We start from the raw sequence: 22,071 nt of genomic DNA on the forward strand, positions 1-22,071 counted from the left end.
GTTTACGTGAACATGTAAAAGAAAAAGGCGGTCCCGGGCCACCTTTTTTATTGCAGCATCACGGATTGCGTTTCCGGTTCTTCTTCATCGGGGCGGACAGGCGGCGGAACGGAAAAATCGAGCCGCACCGGCAGGTGATCGGAGCCGGCGTCCTCGCGGGACGAAACCCTCGCCCCTCCGATTTCGGGGCTTACAAGTATCTGATCAATGGGTAAGCCAATATAAGGCGACAGCGAAACCGGCAGCAGGTGCGTCATCCAGGTGCCGCCGATACCGGTCAAGTGGCGGGTTCCGGAGGCGTACTCCACCCGGCGAACGGCATTGCTCCACGGAGCCGCATTGAAATCGCCGGCAATGATCATTGGACCGTTCAGCTTCTGCAATTCCGGTTCAATATAGCGGAGCTGATGCGGCTGCCAGCGCGGCCATGGCCATGAAAAGTGAATGGCGGCCACGTGCACGGTGGTTCCGCCGAAGTTGATCGGCGCGATTGCCAGCAAGCCGTCGCCGACGCAGGCCGTCTGCGCCTCTTCGCTGAAAGGTCGCTTGGATAGGATACCCACGCCCCAGGTATTGGGGTCGTCAGCGCAATTAAGATGATAGGGATAAGAACCCTGGAGGATGGTGAGCCATTTCGACCATTGGTCGCTCGCTTCCTCATAGGTGATGACGTCGGGCTTCTCCCGCGCGATCATCTGGAGAATGCGTTTCGGCTCAGGATTGTCTTCGCGCAGATTGATCTGGACGAGGCTATAGCGTGCGCCAGCCTGTTCGTCTGCCTGTGCGCCGGTGGACCCGCTGAGGAAATCGCGTGCGGCACCGATAGTCGTGCTGAGAGCCATGACCGCAAAAAGCAGGAGCATAGCCGCTTCACGCCGCATCCTGGTGAAAAGCAAGGGCAAGGTCAGCACTGCCAGCAGGACGGCGATATGGGCTCTGAAGTGCGAGAAGGAATCGAGAGCCGGATGCACTGCCCCCAGAAATCCAAGCACGAGCGGGACAGACAGCGCAACGGCAGCCAGCAGCAACAGGAATGAAAGGTTTTCACGGCTTTTCGACATGAAAATTCCCATAGGTGTCGATTGCGGCGTGATGATGAAGGCAAAGGGAAGGGAATAGGGGAATAGGGGAATAGGGGAATAGGGTGCTAAACGGATGTGGGCTAGGCAAGAAAATATTTGCCATGCACGACAATAATGATCCTCTTCCCTTACTCCCTTACTCCCTTACTCCCTTACTCCCTTACTCGCCGGCCTCACTGGAAAGCCGTCTCATAGAAGCTGCGGAGCTTGCGGGAATGCAGCCGCTCATCCGGCATGGCCGCAATCTTTTCCATCGCCCGGATGCCGATGCGCAGATGCTGCGCCACTTGCCGCTTGTAGAATTCGGTCGCCATGCCCGGCAGTTTCAATTCGCCATGCAATGGCTTGTCGGAAACACAAAGCAAGGTGCCGTAAGGCACGCGGAAGCGGAACCCGTTCGCGGCAATCGTGGCAGACTCCATATCGAGTGCGACCGCGCGCGCTTGCGAAAGGCGCTGCACCGGGCCGCGCTGGTCGCGCAGTTCCCAGTTGCGATTGTCGATGGTCGCGACCGTGCCGGTGCGCATGATCTGTTTGAGGTCATAGCCTTGCAGGCCGGTGATTTCCTCTACGGCTTCTTCAAGTGCGACCTGAATTTCCGCAAGCGCCGGCAAAGGCACCCAGACCGGGAGGTCATCGTCCAGTACATGGTCTTCACGCATGTAGGCATGCGCCAGAACATAGTCGCCGAGTTGCTGGCTGTTGCGCAGTCCCGCGCAGTGACCAAGCATCAGCCACGCATGCGGGCGAAGCACCGCGATATGGTCGGTAATGGTTTTGGCATTGGACGGGCCGACACCGATATTGACCATTGTGATACCCGAATGGTCTGCCCGCTGCAGGTGATAAGCGGGCATCTGGGGCAGGCGCTGGAGCGGATTGCCGTTGCTGGGCGCGGTTTCTCCCGCCAGCGTGACGATGTTGCCCGGCTCCACGAAGCGTTCATAACCCCCGCCGCCCTCTGCCATCAATTCGCGGGCATAGGCGCAGAACTCGTCCATATAGAACTGGTAGTTGGTGAACAGCACGAAGTTCTGGAAATGCGCGGGGCTTGTCGCCGTATAATGCGCCAGCCGATGCAGCGAATAATCGACGCGCTGGGCGGTGAATGGCGCAAGCGGCATCGGTTCGCCCGGTGCGGGCTCGAAGTCTGCATTGACGATCTTGTCATCCGTTGCAGCCAGATCGGGTACGTCAAACAGATCACGCAGCGGATGCGTGAAGGCGCTCGCGACAGAAGCCTCGACATAGGTGCCTTCCTTGAAGGCGAAATGGATCGGGATTGGCGTCGAAGATTCCTTCACCGTCACGGTCACACCATGATTGCGCATCAGAAGGCGAATCTGTTCGTTCAGGTAATGATCGAACAGATCGGGGCGCGTGATGTTTGCGGAATAATCGCCCGGCGTCGAGACGTGCCCATAAGCCAGGCGCGAGTCCACATGCGCGAAGCTGGACGTCGACAGACATATTTCCGGATAATAGGCGCGGTAACGCTGCGCCGGGACCTCGCCGCGCGCAACCTTCTCGAACGCATCGCGCAGGAAGGCCGTGTTGCGATCATAGAGTTTTTGCAGGGCGGCAACCGCCGCACCGGCATCGGTGAAAACCTCCGGGTCAACCGTCGGCGGTGTTTTGATCTCGGTCAGAAATGGATGTTCGATTCGCTGTGTCATGGCCTGGTGTCGTGATCTCGAAGTTCGCCTGTGTTTCGATATCGTCGTCGCAACCGAACTTCGAGATCGAAACGACACTAGGAAACCACGCTGCTAGTGTCCCTTTGCTTCTGAAATTTGCATCCCGCTGGATATATCAGCCCAATGCAAATTTCAGAATCAGGATGCCAGTATAGCAAAGTCTGTGACCATGACATGACCCAGTTTATGCGGCGCGCTGCAGGCTAACGTAAAGTACGAGGCCGATGCCGCTCATCTGAGAATGTTGACCGATCTGCGTATAGGCGAAGGTGGCTGCCGGACCCGTGAAAATGGCCGTGAAAAGGAAAACACGAAGCGCGATTGCGGCGATGGCCCGGGTTCGCCTCATGGCCGTTCTCCGGCGTGCTTCTGGGTGAATGCGGCGACAGGCCCGATCACCGGCTGGTCCCGATACACATTGTATCGCTGGTCGACGAAAATGCTGGCGACAGCCGCAAAACCAGCGATCATCAGGCAGACAATTGTTAAACGACGAAGCATACCACTGACCCCAAAGCCGTTCTGATTTCCGTTCTCCCTTGCCAATTTAGCGACCACGCCTGAACCGCCCCTGAGAGCGTCGTTCATGCGGCGTTCAAAAATATTGATGTTCCGTTTATTGCGGCACGGCGCTCTTGTGCCTGTTCGAAAGGGTCTTATGTTTCCCATCATTGGAATGCGGGACCGTGTCCCGCGCAACTTCAGGATCAGCGGGAGAGAGCCCATGGCCCAACAGACCAAGCCCATCGAATTGTACTACTGGCCCACGCCGAATGGCTTCAAGATCAGCATCATGCTGGAAGAATTGGGCGTTCCCTATGAGGTTAAATATGTCAACATCGGCAAGGGTGATCAGTTTCAGCCCGACTTTTTGAAGATTGCTCCGAACAATCGCATGCCCGCCATCATCGACCCTGAAGGTCCGGGCGGCGAACCGATTTCGGTTTTCGAGTCCGGTGCAATCCTGCAATATCTCGGGCGCAAATTCGGCAAGTTCTATCCCACTGACGAGCGCAAGCGCGTGGCCGTCGATGAATGGCTGATGTGGCAGATGGGCGGCCTTGGCCCGATGTCGGGGCAGGCGGGGCATTTCCGTATCTACGCGCCGGAAAAGGTTCAGTACGGGATCGACCGCTATACCAACGAAGTCAATCGCCTCTATGGTGTGTTGAACAGGCAGCTGGAAGGCAAGGAATATATCGCGGGCGAATATTCGATTGCCGACATGGCCTCGATAGGCTGGATCAACGCCTATAAGAACTATGACCAGAACCTTGATGATTTCCCGAACCTGAAGCGCTGGCATGAGACGATGAACGCTCGTCCGGCAGTGCAGCGCGGCCTGCTTGTGGGAAAAGAGGAGCGGGAGAAATCCAATCTGGCAACCGACAAGGAAGCCCAGAAAATTCTCTTCGGCCAGAAGGCACGCTGAGGCGAACATAGAAAGGGCGGCCCCGGGCCGCCCTTTTCGATTCCGATGCCGCCATTACTGGCGCGTGAGGCTCTCGCTCTTGCAGATCAGCCCGCCCATCACGCAGCCGGAAAGTGAGAGCGTGTTGCCTTTGACACTGGCCTTGCCGGTATAGGTCTTGCCTTCGTCGAGCTTGTTGACTTCACCCTTGTAGCTGCCCCCGGTGCCGGACATCGTGCCGATGGACTTGCCCTTGTACTCGCCCGTCTGCACCGTACCGCAAAACTTGTTGGCGCCGCAGGATGCATAGCTGATGATCGTACCGTTGGGGCGCTTCCACGTGCCGACAATTCCCTCCTCGGCAAGGGCAGGAGCGGCAAAAGTAGCTGCAAGCGTCATTCCAAGAATAAATGTGCGGATCATTCGTTCCTCCCAAGTCGCCGCTGGCCCGGCATTGCCGGTTGCAGCGGTGAAACCGCTGTTCTGCGCTCTGAGGTTTGAAACAGAAGCCTCCTCGACCACCTGCCAAACTTACGCAAACGTAAACGTAATATAGTTTTAGACCGAGCGGAAGAGGATAGTTGCACCTGCAAATCATCCGTGAAACAGCCTGCTTCTATACGGATGGCTGCGTTTGAATGTTGTCTATAGTTAGCAACTGGTTTCGTTCGACGAAGAGCATTTGAATCGAATTTTTGCAAAAATCCAGCAATCGGCGGCACTTGCATGTTTAACAAAATCCCAAGTTTACCCCTTGTTCGGATTTTGTTGGTCGCTCGTTAAGCATCCGATTTAACGTGCATTTCAACCCTTTCCCGTAGATTTGAAAGCATGAACGGAACGACAGAGACGGCAGTTTCAAAGCAATGAAATCAAGCTTTGAAAATAAAGACCGGACGGTTCTCGGGATTTAACAGGGACAAAGAAAATGGCACAGTTTCAGAGCTTTACGAATAAGAACAGCGCAGTTGCACAGGATCGCATTCTTCTGGAAATGGGCATGAAATACGCTATCGGCCGTGATTGCGAGATCGACGTTGTGGAAGCCCACAAGTGGCTGAATATCGCCGCCATCCGCGGTAGCGAAAAGGCCGCCCGCATGCGCAATCAGGTAGCGGCCACGATGAGCAAGGGCGAACTGGCTGCAGCCCTGCGTGGCGCGCGCGAGTGGATGACCACCCACTGACGAGTTATCTTTCGTGACAAAAGCCGCCTTTCGGGCGGCTTTTTGTTGTTCAGCTTATGCCGAGATATCTACCGGGCTTGTGGTTGATCGCGATGATGAGGTTCATCGCAATGGCGCCGATCAGCGAAAGCAACATATTTTCCCACGGAATAAAGAACAGCGATGCCAGCATGATCACGCCATCGAGGCCGAGCTGAAACCAGCCTGCTCTTATCCCATAAGTATCCTGCAGATAGAGCGCGAGAATGTTGACGCCGCCGACGCCGGAACGATGCCGGAAAAGCGCCAGCACGCCCATGCCAATAAGCGTGCCGCCCATGAGTGCCGCGAAAAGCGGATGGACGCTTGAGAAATCGACGCTGAGCGGCATCAACCGGGCAAAGCCAGACATCATCGCCACCGCGACGAAAGTTCTGATGGTGAACGCCCAGCCCATCCGCCGCACGGCGAAATAATAAAACGGCAGATTGATCAGGAAATAAAGCAATCCGAATTCTGCGCCCGTCGCATACTGGATGAGCAATGCAATGCCGGCGGTGCTGCCGGTCATCAGCGTGGCCTGGCTGTAAAGTGTAATGCCGAGCGCGATGAAGGATGTGCCGATCAGCATCGCCATCGCATCTTCATAGAGACGGTGACGATCGGGCGCGGCGGATTTTGACGCATCGATGAGCGGGGCGGCGTTATCAGCGATATCGGCCACGGGTAAACTCCAGAACAGCGAAAAGCCGGCAGGCCGGCAAAAAGATTACGAGGCCGGAAAGAAATCCGGTGTGGCATGCATTCGCGCTGTGCAGATGGCGAGGCCGTGGCACGCAGCGTAAAGTCTTGGGAGACGGCCAAATATAACAGTCGCCTCGGCCCTTCGCACCGCTTGAAAAATTGTTATTTCGCGGTCGACTTTGTGGATTTGTCGCTATCGGAGGGGGCGTTTGTTTTATTTTATTTCGCGCTTCACCAGCGACAGAAAGCGTTCCACTTCACGCGGGCTGCGCAAATGGTGCTTGACGAGGTGTGGGGGCGCCTTGTCTAGAAAGGCGAGCGCACGAATGCGACCGTTCTTGCGATAGCCCGCCACCCATTTCAGGAAGTCCCAGTCGAAACGCTCCACGCAGCCTCGCGCCATATCCGGACGGGAGCGGCCATAATGCTTCAGCGTCCTTTTCACCACCCGCCACAGCCGCCGCCCGGTCGATATATCGAGAAAAATGAGCATATCCGCTCGTGAGGCTCGATAATTCATAGTTTCGCTATGATTTCCCTCGAATATCCATGCATCCCGATCTGCCGCTTCGATGGTGAGGCGACCGATCTCGTCACGCGGCCGCATCACCCAGCCGGGCTGCCAATAGAGGGTGTCGATATGAACGACCGGTAAGCCGGTAATGTCGCCGAGCGCACGCGCAAGGCTTGATTTTCCGGAACCGGCACCGCCAATGATCATGATCCGCTTCATCACCTGTCTCGTTCCCGGATTTTAACTCTGTTCGAATAAAAATCGGACATGAGGAGCGAAGTACTATAATTTTACTTCATGGCACCCGAATGACCATAACGAGCAAAGAAAGTCCGTTAGAAAATTTGTATTGGAGTTGAGGGTAATATTGCCCAGATGATTGACAGTCAACTTTGCGAGGCGCAATGTTGACGTATAAACGGAACGGGTCAGAGCAACGATGACGTCTGCCGTTTTTCTATATTAGCAAGATCGCAAGGCATGAAACATGCCGGGTGATTGCAAGAGCTGCATTCGACAGGAGTGACACGATGTCTATTCGATCCATCACAGCTATGGCCGGCACAGCCATTATCATGAGTGCCGCCGCATTCGCTTTTTCTTCGCCTGCCAATGCGCTGACGATGAAGGAATGTAGCGCAAAGTATCAATCGGCCAAGGATGCCGGTACGCTTGGCAACATGAAGTGGAACGATTTCCGCAAGGCTCAGTGCGGTGACGCCGCGGATGCCGCCGCAGCTCCGGCTGCGCCCGCAGCTGCTGCTCCAGCCAAAAAGGCCGCCGCTGCACCTGCAGCAGACGATAGCGCCAAGGGCCTGACGATGAAGCAGTGCAGTGCCAAGTATCAGGCGGCGAAGGATGCCGGCACGGACAATGGCGCGAAGTGGAACGATTTCCGCAAGGCCGAGTGCGGCCCGGGCGCCGATCCGGTTGCGCTCAGCACGGACGGTAATTCCGAACCTGCGGCGCCGACGGTTGCTGCGCCGAAGGGCGTGAAGTTCCCGACCGCCGTATCGGCGAAGTTTTCCAGTGAATCCGCTGGCAAGGCTCGTATGCACACCTGCCTCGAACAGTACCACGCTTTGAAGGACGCCAATGCGCTGGGTGGCCTGAAGTGGGTGCAGAAGGGCGGCGGTTATTACAGCCTCTGCAATGCACGCCTGAAGGGTAATTCCTGATTTTCGGCGCATGAGAACGAGAAGGGGCCTTTCGGCCCCTTTTTATTTGGTTCTTGAGAACCAACTGGCGACTGCGACGACCAGCCAACCAAGAATCATCAATGATCCACCGGTCGGTGCGGCCATCGGAAAAAGCCGGTCACCCGTCATGTCGCGCATGAAGAGGTCACCGCAGAACAAGGCGAGGCCGAGAGCGAGCAATGCCCCGCCCAGATAAGCGACGCGGCTTGCCGGTACAATCAGCGACAGCGCGAGGAAGGCAGGCGCATGGCCGAGAAGCAGCGGAGCAATAGTGCCCAGGTGGTTCTCTCCTCCGTGTGCAGCACCTGCATAAGCGGCAATCGCAAATGCGCCGCACAAGCCGGCAAGCGTGCTGAAAAGAATACTCTGAGGCCAGCTATCGGATCGTTTCTGCAATTTGGACCTCCACCGTTCGGGCAGTTTCGCGAATGTCTGCGTGCTTGCGGGCATCTTCCAAAGCTGCAGGAAGGGCAGCCTCGAAGAGATCGAGCTGCTCTTCAACGCCGACACTCACGCGAATGCAGCGTTCCAGAATCGGAGCTCCGGGTTTGCGGACAAAAATGTCCCGCGCAATGAGCCCGTTGAGAACTGCCGTGGCAAACGCTCCATCCCTGCCGCAATCGACGGCGACAAAATTGGTGGCGGATGGAATGGCTGAAAGGCCATTGGCCTCGGCGATTTGAGCGATACGGTCCCGCCCGGCCTGTATTCTCGCAACCACGACGTTCAGGTAGGCCTGATCCTTGAGGGCAGCTATAGCTGCCGTCTGTGCAAGCCGGTTCACCGCGAAATGATCGCGAATCTTATCGAAGGATTTGATGGCTTCGGCACTGCCCACAACATAGCCGCACCGAATCCCGGCAAGGCCATAGGCTTTGGAGAAGGTGCGCATACGAAGGACGTTCTGGCGGTCGGTTTCGAAGGGCGGGAAAGCGGATGCAGGCCCTGTTTCACAATAGGCCTCATCGAGAATGAGCAGCGTGCTTTCCGGCACACGCTCGATGAAGGACTGGATATCCGAACCCTCATGCCAGGTCCCCATCGGGTTATCAGGGTTGGCGAGATACAAAATCGCTGCATCTTGCTTGCGCGCCGCATCAAGCAGGCCGTCAAGGTCGGACTTGTCATCGATATAGGGAACAGTGACCAATTTGCCGCCATAACCGGCAACGTGGTAGTTGAAAGTCGGGTAGCCACCAAGCGAGTTGATGACCCTGTCGCCTTCCCGAACATATTGCCTGACCACAAGGCCAAGCAGAGCATCCACGCCGGCTCCCGGCATGATATTTTCGGGCTTTACACCGTGATGTGCCGCAATTGCGTGACGCAGCTCATAATTTTCAGGATCGCCGTACTTCCATATCTCGCCTGCTTCAGCTTGAATGGCTTCGAGAACGGAAGGCGCAGGCCCAAAACTGCTCTCATTCGCGCCGATTCGCGCTTTGAATGGCTTTCCACGCTGCAACTCAAGCGTCTCGGGACCTGTAAATGGAACGGTAGACGGCAGGTTTGCAACGAGCGGTGTAAGGAGAGGCGATCCCATGACGATTTCCAGTCGATTCTCAGTCCTGTAAATGCGGACAAGTCGAGCGACCGATAATGCTGTCAGTCACCGCGCCTGTTCCGGTGAGAAAGGCATAGCAACTTGTATTGGCCGGTGCCATCACAATGATTCTGCGTCGACTGAATTATCAAGCAACGATCAGGCTGGCAGTCGTTCGAACGGAGTGAACTCGAGATCCACCCAAACTGAATGATCCGGACGTGAGTCCGAATATGGGCATCGCCATTATCACTGCCGCACCAACCCAGTTGGCCGTCAAATCCCCCACAGTGTTGAAGTCGCACCGGACGCATTTTGATCAGTTCGACGGAATGAATTCCAGCCGATAGCCGTCTCACATCTTCCGAAAACCGTTTCGCAGCTTTCCAAGGTGTTTCAATGGACTTCGAGCACTTTCACGCATGAATCGAGATCGTGTGTCGCCAAATGCGCATAACGCATGGTCATCTGCAGGGTCTGATGGCCCAGCCACATCTGAACGCGACGGATATCGATCCCGCCCCGGACCAGACGGGAGGCACAGGTATGACGCAGAATATGCGGAACGACCTGATCGTCGGTGCCCAGCCCAACCTCCATCTTTGCTTCATTCCAGATCTGGCGGAACCGGACCTGATTGAGCATCGAGAAGGGACCTTTGAGCTTCTCATGCGGGATATGTGCTGCTTTTCGTGCACGCCGGGTGAGGGGGACAGTGCGACTACGATTCGACTTGGTGAGCCAGAAGGTAACCCGCTGATCCTGAACATCGTTCCAGGTAACGCCGATTGCTTCACCGAGACGGCAACCCGTGTCGACAAGGAATAGGGAAAGCCGGTAGCTATCTTCGCATCGCGATTTGATCGCGGCGAACAGGCGCTTCTCTTCCTCATATTCAAGGAATCGGATGCGTCCGACCCGTTCTTTCTGCCGGACGAACTCCGGTAAATTGAAGATATCTCCCATCTTATGCGCCTTTCGCAGCAGCTTGCTCAGCGCAGCCATCTTTCTATTGATGGTTGCATTGCTGTTGCCGCGCTCACGGAGCGAACCGATGACGGAGTCAAGCATTTCCTGATCGAAACCTGAAAAACGCTCGCCTTTCAGAATCTCGTCAATTTCGCCGAGAAACGACTTCACATTATACTTGTGTGATCCATCATCCCACAGGATGTTGATGTATTTCCCCGTCAGTTCCGCCACCGAAAATTGTTCGACAAGCCGGTGGTTCGGACTTTTGCTGGATGTGTACTTTAAGTGGTAGTCGACTATCGGCGTAAACTTGTCGCCCATGTCGATCTTCGTTTCCCCAACGACGATCATTGCACGCCCCCCATAGCTTTATGAGACGCACAATTAATGAAATAATTCTCAGAGCACAAGATAAGTGAGCTAACTTTATGCGGAGACATGCTCGGACCTTTCTAAAAGACCGTATTTGCCCCCAACTTTTTGTCGTCCCCCGTCACTCCCCTCGGTTTTCGATCCTTTTCGAAATCTCCATTTCTGAAGGATCAAAATTCACGCGTTCGTGAGCATCGTTTCAAATGAATGTGCGCCAACGGTTTCCCGTTGGCGCTTTTCGCCTAAGCGTCGACCTGATTAGAACGAGCGCTGGAAGCGAAGCATGCCCTGGAACGCATCTTTGGTGACACGCAGCGGATGGTCATCATCCCAACGGGTGTAGGAAACTTCAGGCGTAATGGTGAAGCCTGGAACCAGCTGATAGGCAACGTTTGCTGTAACTGCGGTCTTGCCCCAGTCTTCATATGCAGCCTGAACGTTGATGACAGCCTTTTCAGTGGCCTTGTACTTCAAGCCACCCCAGACGGCCCAGTCACCGCCCCACTGACCATACATCTGATCGTTAGACTCTTCCGAGGAATATCCAGCCTGCACCCAGACAGAGAACTGGTCGGTGAGGTTTACGTCACCGCGAACCTTGGCTGCCCATTCTTCAATTACGGAGTCATAAGCTACCACAGCTGCGATCGCGCCCCAGCCACCGGCGTACTTCACGCCACCAACGACATGCGGAACATAATCATTGACGACATAGCCTTCGCCGCCTTCTTCCAGAGCAACAGTCGCTGAGAAACCGTTGCCGCCGGTGAAGGTGTAAGAAATCTTGCCCGTACGATAAGCACCCGCAGCTACAACGTCGTCGTTGATGACATCGCCAAGATAGCCGGTGAAGGTATGGAACGACGATTCGTCGAGACCTACGCGCAGGCCGCCCAGTTCGATATAAGCGAATTGCAACGTCGTCGACTGACGGTCAGCGCCATAGCCTTCAAAGCCGGTGTCACCGAGATTGCCGGGAACAGCGTCCCACTGAAAGCGGTTCTCGGTAAACGTACGAAGAGTACCCAGTTCCGTTTCAGTCGCAGTATGGGTGCGCAGCGCGAAACGTGCACGCTTTACCCAACCACCCAGTTCAACGCCGGAGTAGGCATCATCGCCACCCTTTACGTCGTAACGAACGTAACCGGAAATACGCAGGCAGGTTTCGGTGCCTGGGATGTAGAAGTAGCCGGCGCCGTAAGCATCGCAGACGCGGACATATTCAACGGCTTCTGGCTCTGGTGCGACGATTGCGTCGGCAGCCTGAGCGCCGGAAGCTGCAACCAGAGCTGCAGCGGAGCCAAGGAGAAGGCTCTTGATGTTCATTTCTGACCTCCAGTCAAAGTTAAAAATGGGTCTGGGCATTCTGATTTGGCTGAAGGACAACCTGTCCCCATCCCCTTTTGAAAAAGTCACCCCGAAGCGCTCCTTCTTCTGGATGTGAAGATACTCGCCCGCTTTCTCGTTTCAACATCGAATGCACTCTCCCAACCTTTCTGGTGCTTCTATGAGGGAGCTCTGTTGCAGAAAAGACACGAAATTGCCCGTTTCCGGGCAGGGAGTTTAGGGTTTATTAACATGAGTAAATGGGAATTAACGGGTCTTAACGCTTGAAAACACGCGTTTTTTGGCATCGCCCCCACTTCAGGGAAGCGAATCCACGACTTCTGGCGTTCCAGGCGGAGAATATGTCAGACTATCGTCATGGGCCGCCACATTGGTCGAAACCAGGGCGAATCTTTCCTTCTTATGCGAGGCAAAACGACAGCGCCGGGCCGGACGAAAGCCGATGATTCCACGCACATTCCTGATCGCGTATATATAAAGTGCGATAATTCGCAGGAAATTTTGCCAGTTGGCGCGCAATTCGCTTGAAATGACAAAGCGTACCGGCTATCTCGCCCTTACCGGAGAGGTGGCCGAGTGGTCGAAGGCGCTCCCCTGCTAAGGGAGTAGACCTCATAAGGGTCTCGTGGGTTCGAATCCCATCCTCTCCGCCAGTTGCTCCACGCACATTCCCTCACAAGATCAGATCCAGATTCGCTTCCTCGCGTGCGATTATGCGCCTTTTCGCACCGTATCAGCCGCGCGATCGACTGGCAGCCGATTTCCTGACTTTTTGCGCCTTGGTTTCCGAAATCCGACAACCGTTTGAAATATATAGTTTATTTCCAAAACCTCCGATTCTTGACTGGAGGTCAGAAATGAACATCAAGAGCCTTCTCCTTGGCTCCGCTGCAGCTCTGGTTGCAGCTTCCGGCGCTCAGGCTGCCGACGCAATCGTCGCGCCAGAGCCAGAAGCCGTTGAATATGTCCGCGTCTGCGATGCTTACGGCGCCGGCTACTTCTACATCCCAGGCACCGAAACCTGCCTGCGTATTCATGGCTATGTTCGTTACGACGCTACGGGCGGCGATCGCGTTTACGCTCGTTCGCTGGGCGACGTCGAGCGCGACACCTGGGGCAAGAACGCCCGTGCAACGCTTCGCTTCTCGACCGCTTCGGAAACCGAACTCGGCACCCTGAAGACCTTCACCGAACTGCGTTACAACTGGAACGGCGGCGGTGACGGCGAAGAATACGCTTACGGTTCGAACGAAAACAGCTCGCTGCGTTACGCTTACATCCAGCTCGGCGGCCTGCGCGTTGGTCTCGATGAATCGGCCTTCGTGACCTTCCCTGGTTACCTCGGCAACGTCATCAACGACGACGTGATCCTCGCTGGCGGCTACCGCACCAACCTCATCAGCTACACCTTCACCGGCGGCAACGGCTTCTCGGCCATCCTGTCGCTCGAAGAAGGCGGCAACGGCGACTCCGACGTTGACGTAACGCTCAAGGACTACACGCCGCACGTCGTTGGTGGCCTGAAGTACGCTGGCGGCTGGGGTTCGATCGCAGGTGTTGTCGCTTATGACGCCCGCAACGAAGAGTGGGCTGGTAAGGTCCGCGCTGACGTGAACATCACCGACCGTTTCTCGGTCTGGGTAATGGGTGGTTACAAGTCCAACGACGACAACTACTACGTCACGCAGGAATTTGCTGACGGCAGCTGGCGCGGTATTCGCCGCATCGACTCGTTCTACGGCACCTGGGGCGGCGATTGGGCCGTTTGGGGCGGCGCAGCGTTCAAGGCAACCGAAAAGGCTACCTTCAACGTTCAGGTCGCTTACGAAGATGCAGAAACCTTCGCTGCAACCGCAAACGTTGCTTACGAACTGGTTCCTGGCTTCACCATCACCCCGGAAGTTTCCTACACCAAGTGGAACGACAAGCACTCCGAACTCAAGGGTGAAGACGCCTGGCAGGGCATGGTTCGCTTCCAGCGCTCGTTCTAATCCTTCGGGATTGTTCAAAAAGAACCCGGCAGCATCGCTGCCGGGTTTTTTGTTTATTGATTTTCACGGTTGTGATCTTGCTTTCACCGAAAACTCGGTCTTTGTACGGAGAAGGAGACGATACGTGTTTCGTCGCTACACCTCCCATCATTCCCAGCGTGGAGATGCCCCGATATGTTCAAATGGTTTTGGCCCGGCATGACATGGACCGCAGCGCTGACAGCGCTTGCGCTCTGGTTCGGGGCCGACCGGGTCGAGACGGATATTGCGACGCGGACCGGCGCAGCACTTGCTCCATTCGTGTGGACGGGCTTGGATGTGGACGGCCGCGATGTGACGCTGAAGGGCATTGCTCCCGATCCAGAGGCTCAATCTGCGGCGCAGGATGCGCTGGCAAATGTATGGGGGATTCGCGAGATCACCGATCTGACGAGTGTTTTGCCGCTCGTGTCGCCCTATGCGTTGCAGATAAGGAAGAGTGCTGACGGAATAATCCTGTCCGGTTCAGTTCCAGATAATGATGTCAGAGACCGAATCATGACTGCCGCCGAAAGTGCGGCTCCGGGCATTCCGCTTGATGACCAAATGGCAATGGGTCGCGGCAGCCCACCGGACTTCGCTGATTCGGTGGAGTTTGCCTTGCAACTTCTGTCGGGATTGCGGGAAGGGGAGATCGGGATTTCTGATCGCAATATTTCGATCAAGGGCAGGGCAGCAGACACGGCGAGCTATCAAAAGCTCGAGTCCCGATTGAATTCGCCGCTCCCTTTCGGCCTGACGGCCGGACAGGTTGAGATTGGCGAAGCCGAGCTTCAGCAGTGAGGCAGGCTGATCTGATTTGGAGTTCATCTCCGCCAGTTTTCTGTTCGGAATTGACAGCTCGCCTGTTCGGGCCTTTCCTTTCGCACTATGAATAGACATAGCGGAGCATATGTTCCGTTTCCGGAATAGAAAGCGGACCTGACAATGCTTTATCTAGCTGTATCGTTTTGGCCGGTTCTCGTCGTGTCGGTTCTGATCGGCGCGGTCGTGGGCTGGCTGACCGGTTCGAAGTAATGGTTGCAAATTTGGGGCAGGGAAAATTGACGGCGACTATGTTCGTCGGGCTTGAGTAATTTGGAGTACGAGGAAACCATATGCCGTTGCTGATTGTTCAACTGGCTGTTCTTGTTGCCGTCGCTTTTATTATCGGGTGCCTTCTGGGCCGCTTTCTGAGGCGGAGAAACGCTGCTGTCCCGGATAGCGAACGCACAATCATTGCCGCAGCACGTGCTACATTGCCTGTCGACGAGAAGCCGGAAACGCCCAAGGAAGCTGCAGCACCGGCTGAAGCTGAAGAGCCCAAGGCTTCAACACAGCCGAGCGAGCCGGAGACGATTCCGGTCAAAGCTGTACCTGAGGCAGAAGTGGTTGGAAGTTGGCCCTTGGAGGCCGAAAGCCCTGACGCAGATGCGGAACCGGTTCTCGATCCGGGCCGTCCGGAGCTTCTTGAAGCTGCGCGTCGTGGAAAAGCCGACGATCTCACCGTCATAAAAGGTATCGGCAGGGCTGTTCAGGGTTTGCTCAACGGTATCGGCGTATTTCACTATGACCAGATTGCCAGCTGGAACGATGAAGAGTCGCGCTGGATTGAGCGAAATATTGGCTTCCCGCGCCGCGTGGAGCGCGAGGATTGGGTCGCGCAAGCTGCAAAACTGGCAAATGCAGCGAACAAAGCGAGCGCCAAGCAGGCGGACAAGCCCCGAAAGGCGCCGGCCAAACCCAGGCCGCGACGGACAAAAAAAGCAGGCGAATAGCCTGCTTTTTCTTTGTCTTGTATTTTCGCTTGGAGCATTTCCAGCAAAAGTGTGAAACGGTTTTGCGTTGGATAATGCGATACTTCCGGCGCTTCTGTTAAACAGGACCAACTCTAACGCCGACCGTGGATCAGGTCAGCCTGGATATCGGCGCTCCCGGTCAGGCGAGCCTTATATACCTCGTAGTTTTCCATCACGCGCTGAACATAGTTCCGCGTTTCCGAATAGGGAATGCGTTCAATCCAGTCCACGACCTGATCGATAGGCTTCCCACGCGGATCGCCATATTTCTCGACCCATTCCGATGCGCGGCGAGGGCCGGCATTGTAACCGGCGAAGGTGAGCACATAGGAACCGTTGAAGCGGTCGAGCTGTTCTCCGAGGAAGTGGGCGCCAAGCGTCGCGTTGTAGCCTGCATCCGTGGTTAGACGCGGCGCGGAGAAGCTCATACCGTTACGGGTCGCCACGCTTTTCGCTGTTGCGGGCATCAATTGCAGGAGGCCGCGTGCACCGGCCTTTGAAACGGCACCGACGTTGAATTCGCTTTCCTGTCGCGCGATTGCATAGGCGAGGGCCTTGCCGGACCCGCTTATATTGGCGGTAGCAGGAATTGCACCGAGCGGATGTGACAGAGCGCCGACATCGAGACCGCGCAATGCAGCGGTTTTGCCGACGCGCAGCGCCAGATAATGATTTTCGTTGCGTTCGGCCATGACCGCCAGCAGGGCCAGTTCGCCCACGCTGTCGAGTTCCTGCGAAAGCTGGTTAAAGAGCGCAGTTGCACGATTGCTGTAACCGACCTGTTCCAGCCGCTTGATTGCCTGCACAGCAGGGCGACCGGCAAAGCGCGTACGATCCGCGTCGGTCGGTTTCGGATAAATGAGTTCCGGTGCCCTTTCGTTCAGCTTGGCTGCTGAAAGTTGTCCGTAGAATGTCGTGCCGAAATGAGCGGAGCGACGATAAAAGTCGCGCGCATCGCCGCCGCTGCCCGCCTCAGCCGACCTTCCGAGCCAGTAGAAAGCCCGCGATGCGGAAATGGGACGCGAGGAAATTTCCGCGATCCTTGCGAAATGCGGTGCAGCAGTCTTTGGCTGGTTCAGGGCGCGGAGCGCATACCACCCGGCATGAAATTCAGCTTCTGCCGCCATTGTCGGGGATTCGGCTGCGTGGGTCGAAACCACCTTGTAGGCGAGTTGCGGCTTGCCCTGATCAAGCAGTTCCCGCGACAGGATACGCCGCTCCACCCACCAGGCATCCGGATCGACCAGTGCCGAGGCCTGACGCGGCGCTTTCAGCATGAGGTCCGTGGCTTCGTTGAAGCGTTCGGCGCGACGCAGATAGCGAATCTTCAGGAACTGGTAGGCGGCATTGCCCTGCCAGCTGCGGTCGACATCCGCTATCGCCTTGGCTGCGTTCGGAGATTTTTGTGCAACTGCCGCAAAGGCGTTGTAGAGCGATTGAGCCTGCGCCGGACCTGCAAGTAATTTTGCCGATTGCATACGGTCATTATAGAGCGAGCGCAGAATACGGCGCTGATGGTCCTCACGCGTCAGGACGCCCGAGAACTCTTTCAGGATCTTTTGCTCGTCATCGGCAGAAAGGCGCTGCGTAGCCCACCATGGTGAAAGTAGTTCACGCGCTTTGCCAGCATTGCCGGAGCCGACATAGGCGCGGGCGAGAACGATCATGCCTTCGGTCGTTTGTGGACGCCTGTTGCCAAACGTGGCGATGACCGTGGCGGGCGCCGGATTTTCCTTGAAGAGGGCCCGTTCCGAATTGCTGCGCAGAGCCGACATTCCGGGCCAGCCGCGAAGATCCGTCGCTGCTGCAGCGATTTCCGCACTCGGCACACCGTCGAGGCCCGAAGTGGCAATCGCCCAGGTCAGGATTTGACGGTCAAGCGACCCATGCGGCATGGCGTTGCGAAACGCGATCGCACTTGCTGCATCACGAGAAGAAAGAGCATCGAGCCCGCTTTTCAGCGTTCCGCCGATGGTGGCCGGATTTTCCATGCGTCCGACCGCCGATGTCACAACCGGGTCGGGCGTAGCCGGACGGGGTTTCGGCGTCACCAGATTCATCGGCGACTGATGTGTCGCGGTCGGTGCAAATGGGCGCGCGAGCGGGGTTGGAATATCCGACGGCAGCGACGATTGTGCAAGCGAAATCACCGGCTGCAAGGCAACCGCAATAAAGCAACTCGCGAGGAGTGCCTTTTTCGTCAGGGATATCGCTGCGGCTTGTTTTAACATTGGCTAACTAGAACAAAGACTTGGTTGATGCGCAATATGTTGTTGAAATCAGGCTTTTCTTAGCCGGGCTTTAGGCCGTCGATTTCTCCGTCGAGGTTAGGCTCAAGGAATGAATCTCTCCTTAACAAAGCGTTATCTACAACCTCTGCGGGGCGCGGCCACTGCGTGACGCTTGATGTTCCTTTAATCAATCCCGGCGTATCATTGGCAGCGCACGGAACCGGCAACAAATTTTGCCGCAAAACTGCCGCATTGCGCCTGTTTTGCCAGCATACCCCGCTTGCTCCACTCGTGCTGCAAGACTATTGTGCAACGCCTCGACCCGGTCACATGCCCAAGATGACTGCGGAATGAGGTCCCGTCTTTCTTTTTTCAGGAGTTCACTAATGCTGAAGGGCTCAATTACCGCGCTTGTCACGCCATTCGATTCCGAAGGAGCGTTCGACGAGAAAGCCTTTCGCGCATTTGTAAACTGGCAGATCGAAGAGGGTACCAAAGGACTGGTTCCGGTTGGCACGACCGGCGAAACGCCGACCCTTTCGCATGACGAGCACAAGCGCGTCATCGAGGTTTGCATCGAAGTTGCGGCTGGCCGCGTTCCGGTCATTGCCGGTGCCGGCTCCAACAATACGGTGGAAGCGATCGAACTGGCGCAGCATGCCGAAAAGGCCGGTGCCGATGCCGTTCTCGTCGTCACGCCTTATTACAACAAGCCGAACCAGCGGGGTCTTTACGAACATTTCTCGCGCGTGGCCCGCTCAATCTCTATTCCGCTCATCATCTACAACATTCCGGGGCGTTCGGTCATCGACATGACGCCGGAAACGATGGGCGCCCTTGTTCGCGACCACAAGAACATCGTGGGCGTCAAGGATGCTACCGGCAAGATTGAGCGCGTTTCGGAACAGCGCGCAGCCTGCGGCAAGGACTTCATCCAGCTTTCCGGCGAAGACGCCACTGCGCTCGGCTTCAACGCCCATGGTGGGGTAGGGTGCATTTCGGTGACGTCCAATATCGCGCCGCGTCTTTGCGCCGAATTTCAGGATGCATGTCAGGCGGGCGATTTCGCGAGGGCGCTTGAATTGCAGGATCGCCTCATGCCGTTGCACAAGGCGCTCTTCATCGAGCCGAATCCCTCGGGTCCGAAATATGCCCTGTCGCGACTTGGCCGCGTGGAAAATGCACTGCGCTCGCCGATGGTGACGGTGGAAGCCGCGACGGCAGAGAAGATCGATCAGGCCATGAAACATGCGGGTCTGGTCAACTGACCTGCAAACTTTGCCGCTTTCGCTGATTTTTACGCTCCCGTAGCTTCGGGAGCGTTTTCATTTCAGGCATTGCACATTATATGGTGCCATCATGAACAAGCCTAAGAATTCTCCCGTGCGCAAGATCATCGCGGAAAACCGCAAGGCGCGCTTCAATTTTGAAATCCTCGATACGCTCGAAGCCGGTCTCGTTTTGACAGGCACCGAGGTCAAGTCGTTGCGCGCCAATCAGTCCAACATAGCGGAAAGCTATGCGAGCTTTGAAAATGGCGAGTTCTGGCTCATCAATTCCTATATTCCGGAATATACGCAGGGCAATCGCTTCAATCATGAGCCGCGGCGCCTGCGCAAGCTGCTCATCAGCAAGCGTGAAATGTCCCGCCTCTTCAATTCCGTGTCCCGGGAGGGGATGACCGTGGTGCCGTTGAAGCTCTACTTCAATGATCGTGGCCGCGCGAAGCTGGAACTGGCGCTGGCGCGAGGCAAGAAGACTCACGACAAGCGCGAGACGGAAAAGAAGCGCGACTGGAATCGCGAAAAGGCTCGCTTGCTGCGGGACCGCGGTTGAGCACCGGAATGTAGAAAGAGCGCCTCAGGCGCTCTTTTGATTCAGATAATCCCGCACATTCCGGAACACGGTGCGGAACATGGCATCCGTCAGTCGCCCGGTATTCGTATTATAGCGTGAGCAGTGATAGCTGGAAAAAATACGCAAGGTGCCAATGTCGCTTGCCCTGTCGTGGCCGAAGGGGTGCCGCGCAACCGGCGCGCCGAGTGCACGAACGGTTGATTGATGCGCGATCGTTCCAAGCGTAACAACGGCTTGCAGATTGGGAAACCGGGTCAGCATTGGCGACAGGAACTGGCGGCAATTATTGATCTCGGAGCCGATTGGCTTGTTTTCCGGTGGGACGCAGCGTACCGCGTTGACGATGCTGGCATCCAGCAGCCGCAGGCTGTCGTCCGGACGCGCCTCGAACTTGCCGGTCGCAAATCCGAATTCGGACAGAGTGCTGTAGAGAAGATCGCCGGCATAATCGCCGGTAAAGGGACGCCCGGTCCGGTTGGCGCCGCGCAGGCCCGGTGCCAGTCCCACAATCAGGAGCCGGACATCGGTGTCATCTGCCGGAAGAAACGGAGGAACCGGGGCGTTGTGCCATGACGGCTCCTTGCGCCGCCATTCTTGCAGAAAGGCGTGCAGCCGCGGGCAGATGTGACAGTTGGGAGATGGTTCGGAAATCATGCCCTTGCATGAACCGGCTCGACGATGGCGTCAATAGCTCTCGTCGAGATCATCATCCTGGCGGCGCGGGGGACGTTCTGATGGATCGCGGCCGATCTCGGCCTTGAGCGAGACCAGATCGATGAAATGATCGGCCTGGCGGCGCAGCTCATCCGAAATCATGGCTGGCTGGGTGGTGAGGGTTGAGACGACCGAAACCTTGCGGCCCTTGCGCTGGAGAGCTTCAGCGAGCGACCGGAAATCGCCATCGCCGGAGAAAATAACGAAATGGTCGACTGTATCGGTGAGCTGCATGGCATCAACCGTCAGTTCGATATCCATGTTGCCCTTCACTTTGCGGCGTCCGGTGGAATCGGTGAATTCCTTGGCAGCCTTGGTGACGACCTTGTAGCCATTGTAATCCAGCCAGTCGATCAGCGGGCGGATCGAGGAATATTCCTGATCTTCAACAAGGGCAGTGTAATAATAAGCGCGGAGCAGATAGCCACGCTTTTGAAACGCCTTCAAAAGCTTCCGATAATCAATATCGAACCCCAAGGTCTTGGAGGCGGCGTATAAATTGGCGCCATCAATAAAAAGCGCAATCTTTTCACGAGAATCGAACATCGTGCAATATATCCACTCTACGGCCGGACGGGAGTGGACCGGCGACCGCTTATTCAGTTTGTTTTCTAAACGGCGGGTGGTATCGAAATTTACCAGTGCGTTTATTGCCTTCTAAGGACATATCACAGAAAAACAAGCAACCATTGGTTGTTATTTGCCCCCGCTAAATTACCAGTAAGGGAGTCTTGTCTCAGTAATCGCGTTCGAGATTATAAAATATTGTGCCGTTTTGACGCGCCGCCGTGTTTTATGAGGCGAATCCATGAAATTGACGTTGTTTTGGCAGATTTCATGCGGCGATGCACGAGCAATTCCGCTTTTGCTTGTAATTTGGCTCCACACGCGTTATGTGGGGAAAAATCCATTAAAGTTCGAGAAATGAAAGGGACCGCGCATGGCCCGCGTCACTGTTGAGGACTGCGTAGATAAGGTCGAGAACCGTTTTGAGCTGGTTCTGCTGGCTGGTCACCGTGCTCGCCAGATTTCCCAGGGTGCACAGATCACCATCGACCGCGACAACGACAAGAATCCCGTCGTTGCCCTGCGCGAAATCGCCGACGAAACCCTGTCGCCGGACGATCTGAAGGAAGACCTCATCCACTCGCTGCAGAAGCATGTGGAAGTCGATGAGCCGGAAGCGGCTGCACCTGCACAGATCGCCTCTTCGTCGGAAGACGTCGCGGAAGGCATTGCCGAAGCCGCTGAGGAAGATGTGGTTACTTTCGACCGCATGTCGGAAGAAGAGCTGCTCGCCGGTATCGAAGGCCTCGTTGCGCCAGAGAAGAACGACGATTTCTGATCGTCTTCTGGATTAATTCTTTTTGCATGCGCTGCGACTTTCCGGTCGTGGCGCATGTTTTTATGCGCCG

The 22,071-nt window shown here is 56.1% G+C and carries 23 protein-coding genes and 1 tRNA gene; 10 read left to right on the forward strand and 14 right to left on the reverse strand.

Annotated features, from left to right (window positions below; all coding sequences use genetic code 11):
• Positions 1-47: 47 nt before the first annotated feature.
• From ACOWVS_RS03400 to ACOWVS_RS03415, 4 genes are all read right to left on the reverse strand, one after another.
• Positions 48-1,061: an endonuclease/exonuclease/phosphatase family protein gene (locus ACOWVS_RS03400; RefSeq protein ID WP_235691655.1), complete on the reverse strand. Its 1,014-nt coding sequence runs from the start codon at positions 1,059-1,061 to the stop codon at positions 48-50.
• A 194-nt stretch (positions 1,062-1,255) separates the two neighbouring features.
• Positions 1,256-2,758, reverse strand: a complete 1,503-nt coding sequence (locus ACOWVS_RS03405; RefSeq protein WP_039852436.1) for an AMP nucleosidase — start codon at positions 2,756-2,758, stop codon at positions 1,256-1,258.
• 205 nt (positions 2,759-2,963) lie between these two features.
• Positions 2,964-3,128 carry a hypothetical protein gene (locus ACOWVS_RS03410; protein WP_006466359.1) on the reverse strand — a complete coding sequence of 55 codons (165 nt, stop codon included), beginning with the start codon at positions 3,126-3,128 and terminating at the stop codon, positions 2,964-2,966.
• Positions 3,125-3,367, reverse strand: coding sequence for a hypothetical protein (locus ACOWVS_RS03415; RefSeq protein ID WP_039852438.1), 243 nt, complete (start codon positions 3,365-3,367; stop codon positions 3,125-3,127). Before ACOWVS_RS03415 ends, ACOWVS_RS03410 begins: the two co-directional genes overlap by 4 nt.
• 136 nt (positions 3,368-3,503) lie before the next feature.
• Here ACOWVS_RS03415 and ACOWVS_RS03420 point away from each other — a divergent pair, with 136 nt between their 5' ends.
• Positions 3,504-4,211, forward strand: coding sequence for a glutathione binding-like protein (locus ACOWVS_RS03420; protein WP_021587888.1), 708 nt, complete (start codon positions 3,504-3,506; stop codon positions 4,209-4,211).
• Between the two features lie 54 nt (positions 4,212-4,265).
• Here the strand turns inward: ACOWVS_RS03420 and ACOWVS_RS03425 are convergent, their stop codons facing one another.
• Positions 4,266-4,613, reverse strand: a complete 348-nt coding sequence (locus ACOWVS_RS03425) for a DUF2147 domain-containing protein (RefSeq protein WP_006472674.1) — start codon at positions 4,611-4,613, stop codon at positions 4,266-4,268.
• A gap of 505 nt (positions 4,614-5,118) precedes the next feature.
• On the opposite strand from ACOWVS_RS03425, the gene ACOWVS_RS03430 reads away from it, so the two are divergent.
• Positions 5,119-5,376 carry a sel1 repeat family protein gene (locus tag ACOWVS_RS03430; protein ID WP_006466362.1) on the forward strand — a complete coding sequence of 86 codons (258 nt, stop codon included), beginning with the start codon at positions 5,119-5,121 and terminating at the stop codon, positions 5,374-5,376.
• A gap of 49 nt (positions 5,377-5,425) precedes the next feature.
• On the opposite strand, the gene ACOWVS_RS03435 is transcribed toward ACOWVS_RS03430, so the two are convergent.
• Complete coding sequence (locus tag ACOWVS_RS03435) at positions 5,426-6,079, reverse strand: YitT family protein (protein WP_006466363.1); 654 nt, start codon at positions 6,077-6,079, stop codon at positions 5,426-5,428.
• Between the two features lie 234 nt (positions 6,080-6,313).
• The gene (locus ACOWVS_RS03440; RefSeq protein WP_039852442.1) at positions 6,314-6,832 is read right to left on the reverse strand and encodes a DNA topology modulation protein FlaR; all 519 of its coding nucleotides are present in this window, start codon (positions 6,830-6,832) and stop codon (positions 6,314-6,316) included.
• A gap of 311 nt (positions 6,833-7,143) precedes the next feature.
• Here ACOWVS_RS03440 and ACOWVS_RS03445 point away from each other — a divergent pair, with 311 nt between their 5' ends.
• A complete protein-coding gene (locus ACOWVS_RS03445; RefSeq protein ID WP_039852444.1) occupies positions 7,144-7,791 on the forward strand; it encodes a hypothetical protein in 648 nt (215 codons plus the stop codon).
• A gap of 42 nt (positions 7,792-7,833) precedes the next feature.
• Here the strand turns inward: ACOWVS_RS03445 and ACOWVS_RS03450 are convergent, their stop codons facing one another.
• The 4 genes from ACOWVS_RS03450 to ACOWVS_RS03465 all read right to left on the reverse strand — a co-directional run bounded on the left by ACOWVS_RS03450 (position 7,834) and on the right by ACOWVS_RS03465 (position 12,025).
• Entirely contained in the window at positions 7,834-8,208 is a 375-nt protein-coding gene (locus ACOWVS_RS03450; protein ID WP_006466366.1) for a DUF423 domain-containing protein, read from the reverse strand.
• Complete coding sequence (locus ACOWVS_RS03455) at positions 8,189-9,355, reverse strand: pyridoxal phosphate-dependent aminotransferase (protein ID WP_006466367.1); 1,167 nt, start codon at positions 9,353-9,355, stop codon at positions 8,189-8,191. Before ACOWVS_RS03455 ends, ACOWVS_RS03450 begins: the two co-directional genes overlap by 20 nt.
• 396 nt (positions 9,356-9,751) lie before the next feature.
• On the reverse strand, positions 9,752-10,678 hold the full coding sequence (locus ACOWVS_RS03460; protein WP_006466368.1) for a tyrosine-type recombinase/integrase: 927 nt from the start codon (positions 10,676-10,678) through the stop codon (positions 9,752-9,754).
• Between the two features lie 279 nt (positions 10,679-10,957).
• Positions 10,958-12,025, reverse strand: a complete 1,068-nt coding sequence (locus tag ACOWVS_RS03465) for a porin (RefSeq protein WP_021587881.1) — start codon at positions 12,023-12,025, stop codon at positions 10,958-10,960.
• Positions 12,026-12,608: 583 nt separating this feature from the next.
• Between ACOWVS_RS03465 and ACOWVS_RS03470 the strand changes: the two genes are divergently transcribed.
• From ACOWVS_RS03470 to ACOWVS_RS03485, 4 genes are all read left to right on the forward strand, one after another.
• A tRNA-Ser gene (locus tag ACOWVS_RS03470) sits at positions 12,609-12,699 on the forward strand.
• A gap of 204 nt (positions 12,700-12,903) precedes the next feature.
• Complete coding sequence (locus tag ACOWVS_RS03475) at positions 12,904-14,037, forward strand: porin (RefSeq protein ID WP_006466371.1); 1,134 nt, start codon at positions 12,904-12,906, stop codon at positions 14,035-14,037.
• A 174-nt stretch (positions 14,038-14,211) separates the two neighbouring features.
• The gene (locus tag ACOWVS_RS03480) at positions 14,212-14,859 is read left to right on the forward strand and encodes a BON domain-containing protein (RefSeq protein ID WP_006466372.1); all 648 of its coding nucleotides are present in this window, start codon (positions 14,212-14,214) and stop codon (positions 14,857-14,859) included.
• 314 nt (positions 14,860-15,173) lie between these two features.
• Positions 15,174-15,833, forward strand: a complete 660-nt coding sequence (locus ACOWVS_RS03485; protein ID WP_006466373.1) for a hypothetical protein — start codon at positions 15,174-15,176, stop codon at positions 15,831-15,833.
• 113 nt (positions 15,834-15,946) lie between these two features.
• Here ACOWVS_RS03485 and ACOWVS_RS03490 read toward each other — a convergent pair whose 3' ends face one another.
• Complete coding sequence (locus ACOWVS_RS03490; protein WP_006466374.1) at positions 15,947-18,085, reverse strand: lytic transglycosylase domain-containing protein; 2,139 nt, start codon at positions 18,083-18,085, stop codon at positions 15,947-15,949.
• A gap of 386 nt (positions 18,086-18,471) precedes the next feature.
• Between ACOWVS_RS03490 and dapA the strand changes: the two genes are divergently transcribed.
• Both dapA and smpB read left to right on the forward strand, forming a co-directional pair.
• Positions 18,472-19,353: a 4-hydroxy-tetrahydrodipicolinate synthase gene (gene dapA, locus ACOWVS_RS03495; RefSeq protein ID WP_006472309.1), complete on the forward strand. Its 882-nt coding sequence runs from the start codon at positions 18,472-18,474 to the stop codon at positions 19,351-19,353.
• Between the two features lie 91 nt (positions 19,354-19,444).
• Positions 19,445-19,921: an SsrA-binding protein SmpB gene (gene smpB / locus ACOWVS_RS03500; RefSeq protein WP_006466376.1), complete on the forward strand. Its 477-nt coding sequence runs from the start codon at positions 19,445-19,447 to the stop codon at positions 19,919-19,921.
• A gap of 24 nt (positions 19,922-19,945) precedes the next feature.
• On the opposite strand, the gene ACOWVS_RS03505 is transcribed toward smpB, so the two are convergent.
• A complete protein-coding gene (locus ACOWVS_RS03505) occupies positions 19,946-20,596 on the reverse strand; it encodes a uracil-DNA glycosylase (protein WP_006466377.1) in 651 nt (216 codons plus the stop codon).
• 30 nt (positions 20,597-20,626) lie between these two features.
• Positions 20,627-21,202, reverse strand: a complete 576-nt coding sequence (locus tag ACOWVS_RS03510) for an NYN domain-containing protein (RefSeq protein WP_006466378.1) — start codon at positions 21,200-21,202, stop codon at positions 20,627-20,629.
• Between the two features lie 394 nt (positions 21,203-21,596).
• On the opposite strand from ACOWVS_RS03510, the gene rpoZ reads away from it, so the two are divergent.
• Complete coding sequence (gene rpoZ / locus ACOWVS_RS03515; RefSeq protein ID WP_006466379.1) at positions 21,597-22,001, forward strand: DNA-directed RNA polymerase subunit omega; 405 nt, start codon at positions 21,597-21,599, stop codon at positions 21,999-22,001.
• Positions 22,002-22,071 lie beyond the last annotated feature (70 nt).

Source organism: Brucella sp. IR068, assembly GCF_049065885.1.
In the GTDB taxonomy this organism is placed as follows: Bacteria; Pseudomonadota; Alphaproteobacteria; order Rhizobiales; family Rhizobiaceae; genus Brucella; species Brucella intermedia.

Excerpts from the sequence above, each read along its gene's own strand:
- ACOWVS_RS03440 (WP_039852442.1), bottom strand. The coding sequence starts at position 6,832 with ATGAAGCGGATCATGATCATTGGCGGTGCCGGTTCCGGAAAATCAAGC.
- ACOWVS_RS03415 (WP_039852438.1), bottom strand. The coding sequence starts at position 3,367 with ATGAACGACGCTCTCAGGGGCGGTTCAGGCGTGGTCGCTAAATTGGCA.
- ACOWVS_RS03475 (WP_006466371.1), top strand. The coding sequence starts at position 12,904 with ATGAACATCAAGAGCCTTCTCCTTGGCTCCGCTGCAGCTCTGGTTGCA.
- ACOWVS_RS03485 (WP_006466373.1), top strand. The coding sequence starts at position 15,174 with ATGCCGTTGCTGATTGTTCAACTGGCTGTTCTTGTTGCCGTCGCTTTT.
- ACOWVS_RS03405 (WP_039852436.1), bottom strand. The coding sequence starts at position 2,758 with ATGACACAGCGAATCGAACATCCATTTCTGACCGAGATCAAAACACCG.
- smpB (WP_006466376.1), top strand. The coding sequence starts at position 19,445 with ATGAACAAGCCTAAGAATTCTCCCGTGCGCAAGATCATCGCGGAAAAC.
- dapA (WP_006472309.1), top strand. The coding sequence starts at position 18,472 with ATGCTGAAGGGCTCAATTACCGCGCTTGTCACGCCATTCGATTCCGAA.
- ACOWVS_RS03430 (WP_006466362.1), top strand. The coding sequence starts at position 5,119 with ATGGCACAGTTTCAGAGCTTTACGAATAAGAACAGCGCAGTTGCACAG.
- ACOWVS_RS03445 (WP_039852444.1), top strand. The coding sequence starts at position 7,144 with ATGTCTATTCGATCCATCACAGCTATGGCCGGCACAGCCATTATCATG.
- ACOWVS_RS03465 (WP_021587881.1), bottom strand. The coding sequence starts at position 12,025 with ATGAACATCAAGAGCCTTCTCCTTGGCTCCGCTGCAGCTCTGGTTGCA.
- ACOWVS_RS03400 (WP_235691655.1), bottom strand. The coding sequence starts at position 1,061 with ATGTCGAAAAGCCGTGAAAACCTTTCATTCCTGTTGCTGCTGGCTGCC.
- ACOWVS_RS03455 (WP_006466367.1), bottom strand. The coding sequence starts at position 9,355 with ATGGGATCGCCTCTCCTTACACCGCTCGTTGCAAACCTGCCGTCTACC.
- ACOWVS_RS03490 (WP_006466374.1), bottom strand. The coding sequence starts at position 18,085 with ATGTTAAAACAAGCCGCAGCGATATCCCTGACGAAAAAGGCACTCCTC.
- ACOWVS_RS03420 (WP_021587888.1), top strand. The coding sequence starts at position 3,504 with ATGGCCCAACAGACCAAGCCCATCGAATTGTACTACTGGCCCACGCCG.
- ACOWVS_RS03480 (WP_006466372.1), top strand. The coding sequence starts at position 14,212 with ATGTTCAAATGGTTTTGGCCCGGCATGACATGGACCGCAGCGCTGACA.
- ACOWVS_RS03425 (WP_006472674.1), bottom strand. The coding sequence starts at position 4,613 with ATGATCCGCACATTTATTCTTGGAATGACGCTTGCAGCTACTTTTGCC.
- ACOWVS_RS03410 (WP_006466359.1), bottom strand. The coding sequence starts at position 3,128 with ATGAGGCGAACCCGGGCCATCGCCGCAATCGCGCTTCGTGTTTTCCTT.
- ACOWVS_RS03460 (WP_006466368.1), bottom strand. The coding sequence starts at position 10,678 with ATGATCGTCGTTGGGGAAACGAAGATCGACATGGGCGACAAGTTTACG.
- ACOWVS_RS03505 (WP_006466377.1), bottom strand. The coding sequence starts at position 20,596 with ATGATTTCCGAACCATCTCCCAACTGTCACATCTGCCCGCGGCTGCAC.
- rpoZ (WP_006466379.1), top strand. The coding sequence starts at position 21,597 with ATGGCCCGCGTCACTGTTGAGGACTGCGTAGATAAGGTCGAGAACCGT.
- ACOWVS_RS03510 (WP_006466378.1), bottom strand. The coding sequence starts at position 21,202 with ATGTTCGATTCTCGTGAAAAGATTGCGCTTTTTATTGATGGCGCCAAT.